Annotated in this window: 13 protein-coding genes and 1 pseudogene; 8 read left to right on the forward strand and 6 right to left on the reverse strand. The window is 61.1% G+C overall.

Annotated elements, in window-relative coordinates:
- Positions 1–102 precede the first annotated feature (102 nt).
- Complete coding sequence (locus UU9_RS11675; protein WP_007081959.1) at positions 103–1,206, reverse strand: Glu/Leu/Phe/Val dehydrogenase dimerization domain-containing protein; 1,104 nt, start codon at positions 1,204–1,206, stop codon at positions 103–105.
- Positions 1,207–1,405: 199 nt separating this feature from the next.
- Positions 1,406–2,203 (reverse strand): M48 family metallopeptidase, encoded by a 798-nt coding sequence (locus UU9_RS11680; RefSeq protein ID WP_007081960.1) that lies wholly within the window; start codon positions 2,201–2,203, stop codon positions 1,406–1,408.
- A 103-nt stretch (positions 2,204–2,306) separates the two neighbouring features.
- On the opposite strand from UU9_RS11680, the gene UU9_RS11685 reads away from it, so the two are divergent.
- From UU9_RS11685 to UU9_RS11700, 4 genes are all read left to right on the forward strand, one after another.
- Positions 2,307–2,909: a TetR/AcrR family transcriptional regulator gene (locus UU9_RS11685; protein WP_007081961.1), complete on the forward strand. Its 603-nt coding sequence runs from the start codon at positions 2,307–2,309 to the stop codon at positions 2,907–2,909.
- A gap of 9 nt (positions 2,910–2,918) precedes the next feature.
- Positions 2,919–3,845, forward strand: a complete 927-nt coding sequence (locus UU9_RS11690) for an alpha/beta hydrolase (RefSeq protein WP_007081962.1) — start codon at positions 2,919–2,921, stop codon at positions 3,843–3,845.
- Positions 3,846–3,950: 105 nt separating this feature from the next.
- Positions 3,951–7,580: a methylmalonyl-CoA mutase family protein gene (locus UU9_RS11695; RefSeq protein WP_007081963.1), complete on the forward strand. Its 3,630-nt coding sequence runs from the start codon at positions 3,951–3,953 to the stop codon at positions 7,578–7,580.
- Positions 7,581–7,603: 23 nt separating this feature from the next.
- Positions 7,604–9,721: a PHD finger domain-containing protein gene (locus UU9_RS11700; protein WP_040670898.1), complete on the forward strand. Its 2,118-nt coding sequence runs from the start codon at positions 7,604–7,606 to the stop codon at positions 9,719–9,721.
- A gap of 570 nt (positions 9,722–10,291) precedes the next feature.
- Here the strand turns inward: UU9_RS11700 and UU9_RS11705 are convergent.
- Positions 10,292–10,546: pseudogene (locus UU9_RS11705) on the reverse strand (transposase domain-containing protein); the annotation flags it as partial.
- Between the two features lie 226 nt (positions 10,547–10,772).
- On the opposite strand from UU9_RS11705, the gene UU9_RS11710 reads away from it, so the two are divergent.
- Positions 10,773–11,471 carry a transposase gene (locus UU9_RS11710; RefSeq protein ID WP_007081966.1) on the forward strand — a complete coding sequence of 233 codons (699 nt, stop codon included), beginning with the start codon at positions 10,773–10,775 and terminating at the stop codon, positions 11,469–11,471.
- A 121-nt stretch (positions 11,472–11,592) separates the two neighbouring features.
- Here UU9_RS11710 and UU9_RS17955 read toward each other — a convergent pair whose 3' ends face one another.
- Positions 11,593–11,901 carry a hypothetical protein gene (locus tag UU9_RS17955; RefSeq protein ID WP_156804270.1) on the reverse strand — a complete coding sequence of 103 codons (309 nt, stop codon included), beginning with the start codon at positions 11,899–11,901 and terminating at the stop codon, positions 11,593–11,595.
- 182 nt (positions 11,902–12,083) lie between these two features.
- On the opposite strand from UU9_RS17955, the gene UU9_RS11715 reads away from it, so the two are divergent.
- A complete protein-coding gene (locus tag UU9_RS11715; RefSeq protein ID WP_083838969.1) occupies positions 12,084–13,214 on the forward strand; it encodes an alpha/beta hydrolase in 1,131 nt (376 codons plus the stop codon).
- 233 nt (positions 13,215–13,447) lie between these two features.
- Here UU9_RS11715 and UU9_RS11720 read toward each other — a convergent pair whose 3' ends face one another.
- Positions 13,448–15,091: a methyl-accepting chemotaxis protein gene (locus UU9_RS11720; protein ID WP_083838970.1), complete on the reverse strand. Its 1,644-nt coding sequence runs from the start codon at positions 15,089–15,091 to the stop codon at positions 13,448–13,450.
- Between the two features lie 560 nt (positions 15,092–15,651).
- On the opposite strand from UU9_RS11720, the gene UU9_RS11725 reads away from it, so the two are divergent.
- Together UU9_RS11725 and UU9_RS11730 are read left to right on the forward strand one after the other, a co-directional pair.
- A complete protein-coding gene (locus UU9_RS11725; RefSeq protein WP_202799826.1) occupies positions 15,652–17,802 on the forward strand; it encodes a glycoside hydrolase family 2 protein in 2,151 nt (716 codons plus the stop codon).
- A gap of 152 nt (positions 17,803–17,954) precedes the next feature.
- The gene (locus UU9_RS11730) at positions 17,955–18,797 is read left to right on the forward strand and encodes a glycoside hydrolase family 11 protein (protein ID WP_007081970.1); all 843 of its coding nucleotides are present in this window, start codon (positions 17,955–17,957) and stop codon (positions 18,795–18,797) included.
- Positions 18,798–19,092: 295 nt separating this feature from the next.
- Here the strand turns inward: UU9_RS11730 and UU9_RS11735 are convergent, their stop codons facing one another.
- Positions 19,093–19,254 carry an IS3 family transposase gene (locus tag UU9_RS11735; RefSeq protein ID WP_425476850.1) on the reverse strand — a complete coding sequence of 54 codons (162 nt, stop codon included), beginning with the start codon at positions 19,252–19,254 and terminating at the stop codon, positions 19,093–19,095.
- Positions 19,255–19,264 lie beyond the last annotated feature (10 nt).

The raw sequence follows: 19,264 nt of genomic DNA on the forward strand, positions 1-19,264 counted from the left end.
GGGAGGGCTGGGGAGGGGTGACTTTTGACTTTCTCGCCAGCTCGGGCAACCCCCTCCCGCCTCTCCCTGCTTGCAGGGGGAGGAGCAAGAGCCCCGGTGTACTTACTGCCCCCGCATCCGCCCCTGGAAACGCGTCCCGCCATTGCCCATATGCGCCAGCTTGATCTTGCCGATGGCGTTGATGCGCTCTTCGGCCAGGCGGTCGGCGGCGCGATAGGTGGGGATGTTCTCGGTCTTCGAAATCTCGAAGATGCGCCCCAGGTTGTAGTAGATCGTGCGCATCATGCGCATGGCGCGCTCGCGGTTGTAGCCGTCGATCTCCAGCGACACGTTCATCACGCCGCCGGCGTTGACCGCGTAATCGGGCGCGTACAGTACGCCGCGCTTCTGCAGCTCGTCGCCGATCTCGTCGGTGGCCAGCTGGTTGTTGGCCGGGCCACAGATGATCTTCGCCTTGATGCGATCGATGGTCTGCTCGTTGACGGTGCCGCCCAGTGCGCACGGGGAGTACACGTCGGCGTCCACGTCGTAGATCTCGTCCAGGCCCACCGCCTCGCAGCCCAGCTCGTCGACGCAGCGCTGCACCGCTTCCTTGTTGATGTCGGTGACGAACACCTTGGCGCCCTGTTCGCGCAGCAGCTTGATGAACTCGCCGCCCACGTGACCGCAGCCCTGCACGGCATAGCTGTACTTGCCCACGTCCTCGTTGCCGTACTTCGCCTGCAGCGAGGCCATCACGCCCTGCAGCGAGCCGTAGGCGGTGAATGGCGACGGGTCGCCCGAGCCGCCATGCACCTGGTGCACGCCGGTGACGTAGTCGGTCTCGCGGAACACGTATTCCATGTCGTTGACGTCGATGCCCACGTCCTCGGCGGTGATGTAGCGGCCGTTGAGCGAATTGACGAAGCGGCCGAACGCGCGGAACAGCGCCTCCGACTTGTCCTTGCTGGGATCGCCGATGATCACCGCCTTGCCGCCGCCCAGGTTGAGCCCGGCCACCGCGTTCTTGAACGTCATGCCGCGCGACAACCGCAGCACGTCGTTCACCGCCTCCTGCTCGGTTTTGTACGGCCACATGCGCAAACCGCCGAGCGCAGGGCCCAGCACCGTGTTGTGGATCGCGATGATGGCCTTCAGGCCGGCGTCCTTGTTGTGGCAAAAGACGACTTCTTCGTGACCCGTGTTGGCGATGGTTTCAAAAATCATTGGAACGGTGACTCCATGGATTACGGTGCCAGACGGCATCTACGGACTGGGGCGAGGGCCAGGCAACCGCCGCCGCCCCGGAAACAGAAAACCCTGAAACTGATCGCCCCGACCGAGGCCGGGGCGATGAAACTGGCGCGGAGTTTAGTACTTCGTCCGTGAAGGTGTTCCCGCGACGCAGCAAACGCCGGGCTGCCGGTTACATGCGGCAATTCGGTGCGTGGCCGCTCTTGCGCGCCTGCTCATACACCGGCATCAGCTGCTGCGCCTGCTGGTTCAGCGCCTGCGCGCGGTTGCCGGTGGAAGGGTGGGTGGAGAGAAATGCCGGCGGCTTGCTGCCACCTTGTGCGCCCATTTTCTGCCACAGCGTCACCGCCGCGCGCGGATCGAAACCGGCCTGCGCCATGTAGCGCTGGCCCAGCGTATCGGCCTCGCTTTCCTGCGTGCGCGAGAACGGCAGCAGGATGCCGACTTGAGCGCCCAGGCCCAGCGCGGCGGCGACGTAACCGGTGTTGGTGCCGCGCGTGCCGGCGTACGCGGTACCGGCCGCCACCGCCGCCTGTGTCGCCATGTTGTCGGACACGCGTTCGGCGCCATGGCGCGCCACCACGTGCGACAGCTCATGACCCAGCACCACCGCCAGCTGGTCCTGGTTGTTGGCGAGCTTGAACATGCCCTTGTTCACGCCGATGCGACCGCCGGGCAGGGCGAACGCGTTGGCGGTGTCGTCGTCCACGATCTGCACTTCCCATTGCTGCGTGTTCCACGGCGGCGGCAGCACCGAGATCAGCGCCCGCGACACGCAGGTGGCGTAGGCACGCTCGCGCGGCGCGTCGACAAACTTGCCCTGCTTGCGCATGTCGTTGAACGCGGTCAGCCCCATCTGGTTCATCTGCGTATCCGACACCATCATCAATTGCGAGCGACCGGTGGGTGAGGTGACACAGGCGCTCAGCAGCACGGTGGCCAGCGGCGCCAGCAGGTGACGGTATTTCATGGTGCTCCTCCTTGGACGTGTGACCGCCAGCATACGGACAACACATCACGGCCGCGTGGTTGCTGTGTTGAAAAGAACGAACGATCGTGCTATTTATCCCGCCATGAACACCCCCACCGCCACCGGAAAACGCGCCGCCACGCGCGAAACCATCCTCGACCACGCCTACGCGCTGGCGTGCAACGGCGGGCTGGAAGGCCTGTCCATCGGTAGCCTGGCCGCCGACGTGGGCATGTCCAAGAGCGGCGTGTTCGCGCATTTCGGCTCGCGTGAGGAGTTGCAGCTGGCGGTGCTCGATGCGGGCGGCCAGCGTTTCATGGCCACGGTGCTGGCGCCCGCGTTGAAGCGACCACGCGGCCTGCCGCGGCTGCGGGCGATCGTGGCCAACTGGTTCAACTGGGGCCGCGAATTCCAGAGCGGTTGCGTGCTGCTGTCATCGGCCAGCGAATACGACGGCCGCCGCGGCCCGCTGCACGACAGAGTGGTGGCGCAGATGGCCGGCTGGCGCCGCGAACTGTGCAAGGCGATCGGGCAGGCCGTGGACGAAGGTCACCTGCGCGCCAACACCGACGCCGAACTGCTCGCCTTCGAAATCTACGCCTTGATGCTCGGCCTGCACCACGACGGCGGGCTGTTCGGTTTTGACGAAGCCAGGCGCCACGCCGAGCGCGCCTTCGAGCGCCTCTGGCGCAGCTGGCAAACCTGAGGTACCGCCATGTCGACCAGAACCTCCACCGATCGCCCCGCGTTTTCCGCCCGCCTCAAGCTGGGCGCCGTGCGCGCCGCGTTTGTACTGGGTGGACGGCTTGCGCCCACACGCACGGTGAATCGCGCCGCCCGCCTGTTCGCCACGCCCTTCGCCAGCAGCCGCCGTCGCGCGCAGGCAGCGCAAGCGGGCGACGACATGCAGCGCGGCCAGTTGCACATCAATGGCGAAACCATCGCCACCTATGTCTGGGGCGATCCCGCCACGCAACCGTACGCGCTGCTGGTGCACGGTTGGTCCAGCTTCGGTCTGCGCTTTCTGCCCTGGGTCGCCACGTTGCGCGCGCTGGGCCTGGCGGTGGTGACATTCGACCACCCCGGTCACGGCCACAGCAGCGGCGACCTCTGCACACTGCCGGAGTTCACCGACACCGTGCGCGCTGTGGGCCGGCACTACGGCAACGCCGCCCTGGCCATCGCCCATTCACTGGGCGGCGCGGCGCTGGCGTTCGCGCAGGACGAGCAATGGCATGCCGAAAAATGCATCCTGGTGGCGCCCGCCGCCGACATGCACGCCGCGGCCGGCCGCTTCTTCCGTTTTGTGCGACTCGGCGAACACCTGCGCAAGCCATTCTTCGCCTGGCATCGGCAACGCACCGGCATCGACGTGGATGATTTGCAGATTGCACGCCGCGTGCGCGACTACGGCCAGCCGTGCCTGATCGTGCATGATCTGGACGACGGCGATGTGCCGTGGGCCGAGGGTGAGCGTTACGCCCAGCACTGGCCCGGCGCGCGCCTGCTCACCACCCAGGGGCTGGGACATCGCCGCGTGCTGGATGCGCCCGAAGTGATCGCCGCCGCACTGGCTTTCGTTGGCGGCGAGCCCGTCGGCACGCGCGTCGTCGGCAGCCCGGATCTCTCGTTGAGCCTGTAATTGCGAGGCTTTTTCGAACGCGCCTTTATTGCATCGCGACAATCGAAAACGCACCGCGCGACTAGAATCGACCGGACCACGCAAGCTTTTGAGTCCGGAGTTGTCATGAGTTCCCCCGCCAAGCACGTCACCCCTGGCACAAAGCCGGCGGAAGCCACGCCGCTGCGCTTCGTCACCGCTGCCAGCCTGTTCGACGGCCACGATGCGGCCATCAACATCATGCGGCGGATCATCCAGTCGCAAGGCGCCGAAGTGATCCACCTGGGCCACAACCGCTCGGTGGAAGACGTGGTGCGCGCCGCGCTGCAGGAAGACGCCGATGCCATCGCCATTTCCTCCTATCAGGGCGGCCATGTCGAATACTTCAAGTACATGATCGACATGCTGCGCGAGCGCGGCGCCGGTCACATGCGCGTCTTCGGCGGCGGCGGCGGCACCATCACGCCGGAGGAAATCCGCGAGCTGCAAGACTACGGCGTCGAGCGCATCTACCATCCCAACGACGGCATGAAACTGGGTTTGGTGGAGATGATCGAGGATGTGGTTGCACGCGCGGCGCGCGCGAGGGAATCGGGAATCGGGAATCGGGAATCGGTAAAAGCAACCGCGGACATCGACGACGAGATCAGCATTGGCCGCATGCTCTCGGCGATCGAGGACGACACGTTTAGCGAGCCGGAACTGACCGAGCTGCGCAAGCAATGGGCAAGCGGCTCTACCGATTCCCGATTCCCGATTCCCGATTCCCGGCCAAGCACGCCAGTTCTTGGCCTCACAGGCACCGGCGGCGCCGGCAAATCCTCCGTCGTCGACGAACTGCTGCTGCGTTTCCTGCACGCGTTCCCCGACATGCGCATCGCCGTGCTCGCCGTCGACCCCACGCGCCGTCGCTCCGGCGGTGCGTTGCTGGGCGATCGCATCCGCATGAACTCGCTGCGCAGCCACCGCGTATTCATGCGCTCCATGGCCACCCGCCGCCAGCACGCCGCCACCAGCGTGGTGCTGCACGATTGCATCGACTTCCTGAAGAGCCAGCCGTACGACCTGGTCATCGTCGAGACCGCCGGCATCGGCCAGAGCGATTCGGAAATTGTCGACCTGGTCGACTTTCCCGTCTACGTGATGACCAGCGACTACGGCGCCGCCAGCCAGCTGGAGAAGATCGACATGATCGACTTCGCCGAGTTGATCGTGCTGAACAAATACGACAAGCGCGGCGCGGAAGATGCGTTACGCGACGTACGCAAGCAGTGGAAACGCAACCGCACCGCGTTCAACGTGAAAGACGAGGACGTGCCGGTCTATCCCACCATCGCCAGCCAGTTCAACGATCCGGGCGTCACCTGGATGTTCGTGAACTTGTGCCGCTTGATGCGGCACAAGTTGGGAATCGGGAGTGGGGAATCGGGAATCGGAGAAGCTGGCTGCGATTTCCAGCCCCAGCTCGACACCACGCTGAAGGAACCGCGCGCCACCGTGCTGATTCCCGGCGCCCGCGTGCGCTACCTCGCTGAAATCGCCGAGCAGGGTCGCGCCATCAACAAGGGCATCGAAACCCAGGCCGAATTCGCCAGCAAGGCGCAGCACTACTACGAAGCGCTGAAGGAACTGGGCGATCCGCAACTGCCGCGTCCATTGGATCTGTACAGCAGCACCGATTTGCATCCCTCTCCCCTTGGGAGAGGGACCGAGGGTGAGGGTACGGGCGAAGCAAATAACTCCATGCAAGCCCCGAACCCTCACCCCCAACCCCTCTCCCAAGGGGAGAGGGGAGTTAGCGTCGACCGCTCCATCCTCCTCCTCCGCCAACGCTACAACGCCGCCCTCAAAGAACTCACCCACGAAGCCATCGAACAACTGCGCCACTGGCCCGCCCTCTACGAATCCGTCACCGCCGAATTCAACGAATACAAAGTCCGCGACAAAGTCATCCGCGTCGACAACTACCGCGACTCCCTAAGCCACCAGAAAATCCCCAAAGTCTCCCCGCCCAAATCCAAGGACTGGGGCGAACTCCTCACCTTCCTCGGCAAGGAAAACCTCCCCGGCCACTACCCGTACACCGGCGGCGTCTACCCGTACCGCCGCAGCGGCGAAGACCCCACCCGCATGTTCGCCGGCGAAGGCACGCCCGAGCGCACCAACCGCCGCTTCCATTACCTGAGCCAGGGCGGCGCGGCCACGCGCCTGTCCACCGCGTTCGACTCGGTCACCCTGTACGGCGAAGACCCGGCCCCGCGCCCGGACATCTACGGCAAGATCGGCAACTCCGGCGTCAACATCGCCACCCTCGACGACATGAAGAAGCTGTACTCCGGCTTCGACCTCAGCGCGCCCAGCACCTCGGTGTCCATGACCATCAACGGCCCCGCGCCGATGATCCTGGCGATGTTCATGAACACCGCCATCGATCAGAACGTCGAGAAATACCTGAAGGAAGACGCGCAGCGCTGGGCCACCGCGCAGCAGGCCATCGACAAGCTCTACGCCAGCACCTCGCGCCCGCGGTATCACGGTGATCTACCGAAAGGTAACGACGGCCTGGGCCTTGGCCTGCTCGGCGTCTGCGGCGACGAGCTGCTCGACGCGGAAACCTACGCCCGCATCAAGGCCGACACATTGACCCGCGTGCGCGGCACCGTGCAGGCCGACATCCTGAAGGAAGACCAGGCGCAGAACACCTGCATCTTCTCCACCGAATTTGCGCTGCGCATGATGGGCGACATCCAGCAGTATTTCGTCGACCACAAGGTGCGCAACTTCTACTCGGTCAGCATCTCCGGTTATCACATCGCCGAAGCCGGCGCGAACCCGATCAGCCAGCTCGCCTTCACCTTGAGCAACGGCTTCACCATCGTCGAGTACTACCTCGCCCGCGGCATGAACGTGGACGACTTCGCGCCCAACCTCAGCTTCTTCTTCTCCAACGGCATGGACCCGGAATACACCGTCATCGGCCGCGTTGCCCGCCGCATCTGGGCCCGCGCCATGCGCGAGCGCTACGGCGCCAGCAGTCGCAGCCAGATGATGAAGTACCACATCCAGACCTCAGGCCGCTCCCTGCACGCGCAGGAAATCCAGTTCAACGACATCCGCACCACCCTGCAGGCGATGTACGCGCTGTTCGACAACTGCAACTCGCTGCACACCAACGCCTATGATGAGGCGATCACCACGCCGACCGAGGAAAGCGTGCGGCGGGCGGTGGCGATTCAGATGATCATCAACAAGGAGCTGGGGCTGAACTTCAACGAGAACCCGTGGCAGGGGAGCTATGTGGTCGATACGCTTACCGATCTGGTGGAGGAGGCCGTGTACAAGGAGTTCGAGGCGATCAGCGAGCGGGGCGGGGTGCTTGGCGCGATGGACACGATGTATCAGCGTGGGAAGATTCAGGAAGAGTCGATGTATTACGAGCACAAGAAGCATGATGGGTCGTTGCCGTTGATTGGCGTCAACACGTTTTTGCCGAAGGAGCATGCGGGGGAGATTGCGGCGGAGATCGAGTTGATTCGGTCGACGGAGGAGGAGAAGGGGGCGCAGATTGCCAATGTGAAGCGGTATGGGGAGGCGCGGAATGCGCTGGCTGCTGACAGTCTCAAAGTGCTACAAATGACGGCGAGGGAGCGGCGGAATGTGTTTGAGGAGTTGATTGAGGCGGTTAAGTACAACTCGTTGGGGCAGATTAGTCATGCGTTGTATGAGGTGGGGGGGGAGTATCGGCGGAATATGTAGCCAACATCACACAGGGACTTATAGTGAAACCGGAAAAATTTGCACGCATCGCAGAATCATTACGTCAGTATCGTCGAGCTGAGTTGAAAGAATTTGACGGCGAGCTTGGCGATGACCCAGTCAAAAAACTTTACGTTGATCCTCTCCCAGGTAATGCAGTACTGACTTCCGTACTTTCATCCAATACGACGTTTTTGTTGGGCCGAAAAGGTACAGGTAAAAGCACAATCATCGCTCGCGCTCAAATCGAATTGCGTGGCAGACAAGATTCTCTATCTGTGTATATAGACGTCAAAAGTCTATATGACGTCTTTTCGACTTCATCGATCGCGACTCTGATGCCATTGGGGCAGGAAGTTGATGCAGGGGTCCTAAAGGCCCACATGCTTCGGAAGACTTTCCTCGCTTCAGTCCTGTCTGAGCTTTTAAAGGAAGTCGATGATGTTTGCGAGCGGATGTCACTTTGGGATCGCTGGGTTGGTCCAGGTCGCTCTTATCAAGATATAAAAAATAAAATTAGCGACTTGCGATCTGGCCTTGGCAAGGCAGAACTGAAAGACACTGAGATTCCCGTCCTTCAGGCAATCACAAAGAAGTATCGACAGCGCGCCCAGTCCGAGCAGGGTGAGTCAGGAAGTTTTGGTGCTGGCGGATCTGTTAATCCTATTGGGCCAAGCGCCCAAGCGGTCGCGTCAGTAGGTGATTTTGAAAAGACTTTGGATGATAGAGAAATTTATGAAGACTACTCTGAAGTCGTCCTCAGATCATTTCCCTTTGCAGAAATTTTGAACGACATCCGGTCCATTATTGATTCATGTGGGTTGAAGAGGTTGGTAGTTTTTTTTGATGATTTCTCCGAGCTTGGGTTTATTGACCAGCGCTTATTCGTGGATATAATTCTTGCGCCGCTGAATAACTCAAGTGGGGAATTAGTTAAACTCAAAGTTGCAGGTTATCCTGGACGTGTCTATTACGGTAAAATCGATTCAACCAAAGTTGACACAATCGCGCTAGATTTCTGTGACCTTTACGAAGATGTCGAAGTGCAGTCCATGGAGAAGTCCGCAATTGACCACCTTCAACGCCTACTTGGTTCCCGGTTTGGTGCATTCGGGGAAAAGTTGGATGACTACTTCGATGAAAAGGTTCCTCTTGAGCAGCACGTAAGGTTGCTTTTTGAGGCGACCTTTAACGTTCCTCGGTTGGTTGGTGCGCTGCTCCACATTTGTTATCTAGACAGCATTTCTAAGGGTGTGCGAATCACTGGGCAGTCTATTAGGCTTGCTGCACGTAAATACTATGAGTCAACTATCTCTCAGTATTTTGATAGAATGAATAGATTCGCGTTGGAGCCATTTGAAAATAAGCTAGATAGGCATAATCAACAGGCTCTCCTCAAGTGCCTGATTAGTCAAGCGCGTGATGTCCGAGCTGCGATCTCTGAAGGACGGGTGGGTGGTTCGTACTTTAATGGGATAAGCCTCGCGCCTGTTAGCCATTTCTTTGTGACAACTGCGATGGCTCATATCTTTCAATCGCTTGAGTCAAATTTTTTACTGTCTCGATATAAAAATACCCGTGATAAAGATGGAAAGGCAGGTGTGGTCTTTGCTCTATATTACGGTCTCACCGAATCGGAGAGAGTTTCGTGGGGTTATCCAGCCGGGCGAGAATATCGTAATTATTTTGTCCAGAGATGTTTCGACTATTCTGCGGTAGTACAGAATTTCTTGGCTAAAAATCGAACGATAAAGTGTGATTCTTGTGGCACTTGTTTTCCGTTGGAGCAGAAGGAAAGCATAGAGTTATATAAGTGGCGTTGCCCAGAGTGTCGCGATGGGGTTTGCCAGATAGTTGGACTCGCCGACGACTTTCGAGAGGAGGTGGCTGGACTGCGCGATGACCTTATGCTGGATCCGATAGAGTTAAACATTTTGAGTACGTTGAATGAAGAGGATAGCGCGATGCGCGCTGGCGAGATTGGTGCGTTGATAGATGCCACTCACCAAATGGTGGGGAGGAGGACATCAAAACTGCGAGATCTGAAACTGGTTAGCAAGCAGTCATCGGCAGAGGACGGAGCGATGAGGAGTCGCATAACACCAGAGGCTAAGAGTGTTTATTTCGCAGATGAGTCGTAACAAAGGGGTCAGGTTCATTTAGTCAGCAAAACAGGGGTCAGAGTCTGAGGTTTCCCCACGTTTTCATGCCGGCACACACAGTTGATCCAGCAGTTGTTGACTTGGGTGTTGTAGCTGATCGATGAGTTCGCTTAGGCGCGTGCTCGACCATCGTCGCACCAACGCCTCGCGCCCCAGTCGTATGACGGAGTAGAGGCGTCGTTTCGATCGAAACGGCGCCAGCGGTGTTTGTCAACGAAGTTGTCCGCTCAATCATGCGGCCAGCCGGTCAGGTTCGGCGGCAGTGGGTGACTCGCGATCCGGGTTGAGCAGCACCGTTCCAACGGGTGTCCAATCGCGCACGGCACGACCGCGCCAAATTAAAGGGGACGTGGCTAATTAAATGTCTTCCTGGCTGCTTGCGCGCGGTGGTCGGCCGCGCGGCGGCACACGGCAGGGCGTCCGCGGGTGGTTTCCACTATGCGCTGGAAGCGCTGGTCGCCAAGGGCGCGTTCCTGGCTGGCGTACGTACGCAGGTGCTGCAGGTCATCTGTAAGCGTTCGCCGGAGCCACCTACCCAACCGTCGTGAGCTATGCGAGTGGCAACAGGGTGTCGATGTCGCGGTTCTTGGTGGTGGGCAGTCGGGTAAGGACGTCGGTGAGCCAGGCGTGCGGTTCAAGGCCGTTGGCCTTGGCGGTGGCAAGCAGGCTCATGATGGCTGCAGCACGCCGCCCGGCGGTTTCGGAGCCGGCGAAGAGCCAGTTCTTGCGACCGACGGCAATGGGCCGGATGGCATTCTCGATGGGGTTGTTGTCGATCGGCCAGGCGCCGTCGTCGAGCAGGCGCACCCAAAAAAGGGGTCAGGTTCGAATGGCGCTGACTTAAGCATCATGGATGTCCATAAAGGCGCAGTTCTTCACGCGCGATTTGGCGGGGTTTGGTCAATAGTGGAAAGGGTTTTGATCTTCGTTTAACTAACGGGGTCAGAGCCCCTTCCTGACGGTGCTTGGGATGATTGCCGACAGACGTGCTCGGCGGGGCGCGACATGCTGAGGCTTTTGGGAGAGGCCCATGCCACGTCAGCCGCGACCGGACCTTGCGGGTGTTCCCCAGCATGTCGTGCAACGCGGTAACGACCGGCAAGCGTGCTTTTTCGGTGATGTGGACTATCGCACCTACCTCACCGGGCTGCGCGAGGCCTCGTTGCGGTACGGCTGTGCCGTGCATGCCTACGTGCTGATGACCAACCACGTGCACCTGTTGCTGACACCCTGCGCCAGTGGTGGTGTGTCGAGGATGATGCAGTGGCTGGGCCGTCATTACGTGGGTTACGTCAACGCCCGTTATCGGCGCACGGGAACGCTCTGGGAGGGCAGGTTCAAGTCCTGCCTGGTGGATACCGATCGCTACCTGCTCGCCTGTTACCGATACATCGAGCTGAATCCGGTGCGGGCGGCCATGGTGTCGGCCCCGGGCGGGTACCGATGGTCGAGCTATCACGCCAATGCCCACGGCGCGAGCGATCCGGTGGTCACTCATCACTCCGAATACCTGCGCCTTGGGTCCGAGCCAGTCTCGAGACAACAGGCGTATCAGACACTGTTCGACGAGGTATTGGCTCCCGAGCGAATAGCGGACATCCGGGCCAACCTGCAGCAACAACGCGCACTTGGTTCGCAGCACTTCCAGCGACAGATCGAAGCGATGCTTGGGCGATGCGCGAAAGTCCGGCCGGCGCACCGTCCTGTCTCAGAGAAGAAGGGGCTCTGACCCGGTTAAAGCGGCAAGACCAGATGGCCTGGGTAAGCGCAAGCCGGGTTTCAAGGTCGTTTAACTTCCTCGGTTTCCCCGTCGTCCCGGTTTCCCCGTCCCGGTTTCCCGGTTTCCTGACTCAGGCGTCGGCAACGATGAGCCAGGCTGGTGCCCAACTGTAATCAAACAAATGGGTGCTCGACCGGACTCGAAAACCGGCGCTTTCGAGTTCCTTGCACCAAGCAGAGACCGGCTGCTCAAAGTTCGATGGTGCCGTGGCCCGTAGTTGTCCAAGCAGCATGGGGGCTAGAAATCCGCCGGCAACCAGCGGGCCGTCCTCACCATATTCCTGCGCCGCTCGCTCGTAGCGTTGTGCCATCGAAACGACCTGTTCGCTTTCATTGTTGTGTTCGGGGACGTCGAACTCAACGATGGCAATTCGCGCCACGTGCCTGCGCAGCTGCTTGAGTGAATTAAGCCGCTCAATGGGCGGAATTGATTGGAGGGCGAAGCTCGATTGGGCGAGATCCCAGAAATCTCCGGGTGCGATCTTCGACAGGAACGCCTGTAGGCCTCAATTGTCCCTGACACCATTTCTGCACTTTTCCGCAACGTAGCGATGAGGAATTCATGAGAACGCCTACCTTCATCCGTGTGGCTTCCGTCGGCGCCCTGTTCGGCATTTTCTTCCCTATGGCGGCTGCCCTGGGTGCTGCGTCCGCGCCGCCGCCGACCCGCCTGTTCGATGCGCCCGGCGCACCGCATTTCACGGTGGTCGACGGCCGCGCGGCCAATGCACCGGTGGATGCGAACGGCAATTTCGTGATCGGCCCCGACTACGTGCCGGCACCCGAACTTGCCGTGCGCCAGGGTGTGCCGCAGGGGACCGTGCAGCAGTTCGTCATGGATTCGAAGAACAGCAAGTTCTATCCGGGCATCGGTCGCGACGTGTTCGGTACCGTCGATCCCGCGAACCCGAAGACCTTGATCGTGGCAACCCATGCCGCGCCGTACCAGCGCACCATCACCGTCTACATTCCGCAGCAGTACCGGCGCGGAACCGCGGCGCCCTTCATAGTCACGCACGACGGGCCCACGTTCGGCGCACCCGACATGATGCTGCCCCACATCCTAGACAACCTCATTGCCGACAAGCGCGTGCCGGTGATGATCGCCGTGATGATCCAGAACGGCGGCGGCGACGCGCAGGGCAACGAACGCGGCCTCGAGTACGACACCTTGTCCGGCAGGTTCGCCGAGTTCATACAGACGGAAGTGTTGCCGCAGGTCGAGCGGCGCTACGGCGTCACGTTGACGAATGATGCGGACGGCCGCGCCACGATGGGCTGCAGTTCCGGGGCCGCGGCCGCTTTCACCATGGCCTGGTATCACCCGCAGTGGTATGACCGGGTCATCAGCTACTCGGGCACGTTCGTGAACCAGCAGTGGCCATTCAATCCGCAAACGCCCGATGGCGCGTGGGGCTATCACGGCGAAGACGGCTTGATCGCGAAGAGCGCAACAAAGCCCATCCGGCTGTGGATGGATGTTGGCGATCGCGATCTGTTCAATCCCAACGTCATGCGCGATGGCATGCACGACTGGGTCACGGCCAACCACCGCATGGCAACCGCTCTGAGAGACAAGGGCTACCAGTATCAGTACGTGTTCGCGCGCAATTCGGGCCATTGCGACCGCAAGGTGCGCGAACAGACATTACCCACGGCGCTGGAGTGGGTGTGGCGGGGCTACGGCCAGTAAGGCTGGAAATAAAAAACGGGGTCAGGTTCGAATGGCACTTACTTAACACCCGTTCGTCCTGAGCGTAGGCCGAAGGCCGAAGTCGAAGGACATATTCGCGAGAGGCTGCCCCGGCTTGGCGGCGCTTCGACTTCGCCTGCTGCGCGGGCTACGCTCAGCGCGAACGGTCGGGAGTCGGTAGCGCCTTAAGTCAGCGCCATTCGTCCCTGACACCTTTTGCCCCGGCGACCCTATCAAGCGGCAACCGGAAGTGGACTGGCGAACGTCGCTCGCGAAAGCTCGCCCACGTCGTCGGCCGGGGGCGGCGGAGGTGTCGTCTCCGCGAGGGTGAAGAAGCCGACTTCGCCCAGCAGCGCCGTGGCGCTGTCCCTCATCGCACGGCTCGCCGCGGCAGCCTGCTCGCCGAGCGCGGCGTTCTCCCGGGTCATCGCGTCCATGTCGATCACTGCCTGATTCACGGCAGCGATCTCGCCGGCCTGCGCGCGCCCGGCCACCAGCATGGCTGACATCGCTTCGGCAAGCCGGTTGACGCTGCTGCCGATGTTTTCGATCACATCGCCGGCCCTGCCAACCAGGCCCAGGCCGTTGCGCACTGCTTCGTCGCTGGCCCTGACGAGTCCACGAATATCCTGCGCCGCCTCCGAGCATTGCTGGGCCAACTGGCGGACCTCGGTTGCCACGACGCCGAATCCGCGGCCGTGTTCGCCTGCCCGGGCGGCCTCGACGGCTGCATTGAGGGAAAGCAGTCGCGTCTGGAAGGCTACCTGATCGATCAGGTCCAGCATGTCCCCCATGCGACGGCTTGTGTGGTCGATGGCCTCCATCGAACCGATGGCGTCGCCGACGGCAAGACGGCCGTGCTCGGACTGCCCGCGTGCGTCGGTCGCTGCGCGGTCGGCTTCGCTGCCCAGGCGCGCGCTTTCGGAGAGGGTTGCCGCGATGCTGGCCATGGCGCCGGACGTGCGCGCCAACTGCATGGCCTGCAGCTCCGTACGCCGACCGAGCGCGTCGTTGCCATCGGCAATGTCGGCGGCATGGGCATCGAGCATGCGCGCCCAGTCGCGTACCTGGCCGACCACCGCGGTCAGCTGGCAGTCCATGCCGTCGAGGCTCCGCAGCAGGCGACCGATCTCGTCATCGTGCCCGGGTTCGATCGGCTCACCCAATGAACCGTTCGCAATGCGCGTGGCCACCCGCACTGCATCGGCCAGGCGGCCGGTCAGGGATCGGATGATGCGCAAGTCCATCCACAGCGTCAGTCCCAATGCGAAAACCACCAGAAGAATCAGTGCATGGAGCCCGCGCCGATTCGCCGCATGCTGCAGGGAAGCTTGCGAATTGCCGTCGGCGAGCGCCAACGCAAACAGGTTTGAAAAATCGCTCTTGAGCGGACCGAAGGCGTACTGCACGTCGTTCGAGACCTTGAGCCTCGCCATGTCGAACTGTTCGGACTTGAGCAAGGCGACGACCTCGTCGACCGACGAATCCGCGGCAGCGCGATGCGTTTCTGTCAGTGTCAAAAGTTGCCGTTGCTCGGCACCGAGCCCGCTCTCCTTCAGCGGCTGCCAGTGCTTCTGCACATCGATGCGGCGGGCCTTGATCTGGATTTCGGCGTCATCGAGCGACGAGGGCAATTCGGTGAGCGCGGCATGCGTCACCGCCTGCAGCATGTCGTTGTAGTCGTTCTGGATCCGCCCCACGTCGGCCACCGGTGCGAGGGTATCCGACACCACCTGCTGCAATCGCGCGTCGGCTTTGGCGAGCAACATGGCAGCCCCTGCGCACACCAGCAAAAGCAGTACGACCGTGCCGGCCAGTCGTGCGGCCAGACGTGCGCCGAAAGAGGAAAGGGAAGGAAGGGCGAAGCGCAGGGACATGGGGAAAACCAGGGCTGGCGAGGTCACCATCTAGCGGCCGTGATCGCGGCTGCTTTAGTTGGTTTCGAAATATTTCTTTTATATTTCAATAAGTTGAACAATGTGTTTCGCATTGGTCCACTTGCCGCGACGGCAGACCCATGCCGCCTCGACACCACAAAAGCATGCCCGGCTCGCAAGACAGTGCCGTTACGAGGAGTCAGAAAAGGTGACGGGACAATGCCTGATGTCGGTGGGCGCGGTTTGTACTGCGCCACCAGCGCATCGGCACATGAGCGAGGCTTAGGCGGCCTTACGTCGGTGCGCGGTGCGTCATTTCCGGGAGGCTGTCAGGAAAGGGTGTCAGGGACAATCTTGCTCAAATTGTCCCCCCGATACCCTTTCGCACCTTTCATGATGTCGTGCCAACGACTTATGCTGAGCATGTTGCAACACCTTGATGGGATGCGAGTCGACGCTGCGGGTTCCAGCCCGTCCAGCCCAGGTGCCGTGCCGCAACGCTTTCCACGCCATGCGTGATTTATTCCGGACAGCAGGGGGCTTTCGCGGGGATGACGAGCTTGAGCAAGTGCCATTCGAACCCGCGCCCTTTGTTTGCCTCGTTGCTGTGTCGTCGACTGTTGTGCTGCCTGATCGGCATTTTGGCCCTGGCGACAGGTTTGTCGCCGGCGATGGCTTTGCCTCGAAGCGACACGCCGCTGGATGCCGTGTGGTCCTTCATGAAAGCAGATGTGCAGGGAGCCAACGCGGCTGACTTCGACGATAGCGGCTGGAGCCACGTAACGCTTCCCCATACTTTCAATGGGAGTGATGGCGATGATGGCGGCGGCTATTATCGCGGCCCGGCATGGTATCGAGCCCACATCGAGATGGGGCGAAAAGATCCGGGGAGGCGTTACTACCTCGTGTTCGATGGCGCAGCGCTCGCCACCGGCGCGTGGGTAAATGGGCGCAAGGTCGGTCGTCATGAAGGCGGGTATGCCCGCTTCAGGCTTGATGTCACGGACGCATTGCTTGTTGGGCGGAACACGATCGCCGTTCGTGTCGACAACAGCAAAGTGCCTCAAATCGCGCCCCTGGGCGGCGATTTCACCGTGTTCGGTGGACTTTATCGTCCGGTTTCGCTCGTCTCGACCGACGATGTGCACATCGACATGATGGATCACGGCGGCCCCGGCGTTTACGTGTCGACGCCGCATATCGATGCAAAGAAGGCACGCATCCGCGCGCGGACTCTGGTGACCAATGATGGTAGCCAGACAGAAAGGCTCCATGTGGTTAACAGCATCCGCGATGCCCAGGGACGGGAGGTCGCGCAATGCCATGAATCGGTGACTGTAAAAGCGGGCGGCACCGTCTCGGTGATCGCCGAAACCCATCTTCCCGATCCCCATTTGTGGAATGGCGTTTCCGATCCTTACCTCTATTCGGTGGTCACCACGGTGACCGATGCGCGAGGCCGTGAACGGGATCGGATCGAAACACCGCTTGGCGTCCGTTCGATCGAGATCACCGCAGACCATGGGTTGTTGCTCAATGGTCGGCCCTACGCGGTGCACGGCGTGGTCTTTTTCAACAGCGAACGGCCAGGGCGTGGAACTGCCATCACGGATCGCGAGGTTTCGGCCGACATGCAGGTGATCGCCGATCTGGGCGCGACGGGCGTTCGTTTCGTTCATTTCCAGCATCCGCAACGCGCTTATCGGGAGGCCGATCGGCGGGGTCTGCTCGTCTGGACCGAGGTGCCCCTCAATGGAGTGATCGACGCGGGAGAGGCATTCCAGCGCAACGTGGAGCAGCAGATGCGCGAATTGATCGCGCAGAATTTCAACCATCCTTCGGTCGCGGTATGGGGACTCGGCAACGAGATTTATGCTGAAAATCCCGATGTGCTGCGCGTGATAAAGGCGCTGCAGGGGGTGGCAGCGGCCGCCGATCCGTCGCGTCCGACCGTCTACGCCCACTGTTGCCAGGCTGATGACGCGCCCAAGGCGATGATTTCCGATGTCGGTGCCTATAACCGCTATTTTGGCTGGTATCCCGATCAGAAAGGCACGCTCGGCAGCTGGGCTCGCAGTTTCCACGCCCAATTTCCTCATCGGCCATTTGCCATCGGCGAATATGGTGCCGGAGGCAGCATTCGCGATCAGGAGAGCGATCCCGCGCCACCGGTGACGACTAGCGCATGGCATCCCGAACAGTTCCAGGCGCTCTATCACGAGCGAAACTGGCGCGAGATCAAGGATCTGCTATATCTCTGGGGATCGTTCGTGTGGGTTGCGTTTGATGTGGCATCCGATGGCCGCGCCGAGGGCGACCGCAACGGAATCAATGATAAAGGGCTTGTTACCTACGACCGCGAAGTAAAGAAGGACGCCTATTTCTGGTATCAGGCCAACTGGTCCGACCGACCGATGCTCCACCTTGCCGATAGCCGCCATCGCTATCGTACGAGCAGCAAGACACAGGTAAAGGTCTACACCAACACCGCCAAGGTGCATCTGCAGGTCAATGGCCAAGATCTTGGGGACGCATCAGTTCGGGAACATATCGCACTGTGGCCCGATGTCAGCCTTCGCCCAGGTTTGAACGATGTGCTGGTGACGGCGGAGGGGCTGAAAGATCAGGCTGCGTGGATCTACGACCCGGCTTCGCCGTTCGCCACGGCACCGACCGGGCGCGGGACCGCGGTGGAAGTCGAATCGCCTTGACTGCCTCGAGGCAAGAACAGGCGTTCACCACGGTCCGGGCACTCAGCAGAGCGCCGCGGCACCCATATTTTTCCTTACCCCTTGCCTCCTTGGCTAAACGCCACCGACAAGCCATGCTGCTCGTTCGTCCCCTTGATCCCGCACGGCACCTCATGACCTGTCGCCTCACCAAAGCCCTCCTGACTTCCACCCTGATCCTGGGTATCGCCGGTTGCGGTTCGCACCCGGCGCCTGTGGCTGATGCGGCGCAGCCGCCATCACAGCCCCAGCCGTCCGCTTCGGCGCAGGCCAAGCCGCCGATCACCAAGTTCAAGGCGTACACCCAGCGCTTCAGTGGCGAGACGCTGCTCACGCAGAGCCATGCGACCGGTCACGTGGGAGATCTGTTCTTTACCCACTGGAAGGATGGTGGCGCGGCCTCGTTCAAGCTGGACGAGCAGGGCAACTTCAAGATCGACTGGGTGGGTGGCGACTACAACTATGTCGGTGGCGCGGGTTGGGACCATGGCGACCGCAACCGCGTGATCGGCTACCACCTCGACAAGGATTCGGGCGCCAGCTACGTGACTCTGTATGGCTGGGGCTACGACAAGAACATGGACCCGGCCGACCCGGCGCACCTGGTGGAGTACTACGTTGTCCAGCGCGGCGTGCGTACGCCGGGGCAGGGCGGTGAGGAGGGCGTTTCCTTCGTCAGCGACGGCGTGGAGTACACCACCTACCGCACTCTCCGCAAGGAAAAGCCCTCGATCAACAACACCGCCACGTTCTACCAGTACTGGAGCCGGCCCAAGGAGCAACTGCCGCTTGGGGTTGACCACAAGATCATCTTTGCCGACCACGTAAAAGCTTGGGAAGCCAACGGCTGGAAGCTCCCGAACCTGGACAACTTCGACGCCAGCGACGACCCCACCTACCAGGTGTTTGCGGTCGAGGTATTCATGGTCGACAAGGGCGGCACCGTTGAGGGGCGGGTCTGGGACGCGGGCAAGTAACCAGCAACCGAAGGCGGGTTCACTTGATTCGGCGGAGAAGTGAACCTGCCCCGTCAGGCTTGCGGGCCTTCTTATTCCGGCATCGGCACGGACCAGACCTTGCCCGTCCCGCGCTCGATGAATGATGTTTTGGAATGTCGCGCGGGTCGAGCTGTGATGGTCTGGCCATGGCCCGGGGCTCGGCTCGGGCATGCCGCCGCGATAGCATCCTCAGGAGTTTCGTATCGTGGAAGTTGGCCTGGCTCGCCTGTCGGAAAGTTAGCCTGAGGTGGCCCGGCTTTTTCGGACACGTTAATTAAGCACTCATAGCCTCGTCATCGACAACCGCAGGTATGCGATAGCCGAGTGCTTGATGCAGCCGTTTGCGATTGTAGAAGCCTTCGATGTAGCTGACGATGGCGACCCTCGCGGCATCGCGTGTCGCGAAGGCCTCACCGTGAACGAGTTCGTTCTTCAGCGAGGAGAAG

The organism is Rhodanobacter fulvus Jip2, from assembly GCF_000264315.1.
GTDB lineage: Bacteria > Pseudomonadota > Gammaproteobacteria > Xanthomonadales > Rhodanobacteraceae > Rhodanobacter > Rhodanobacter fulvus.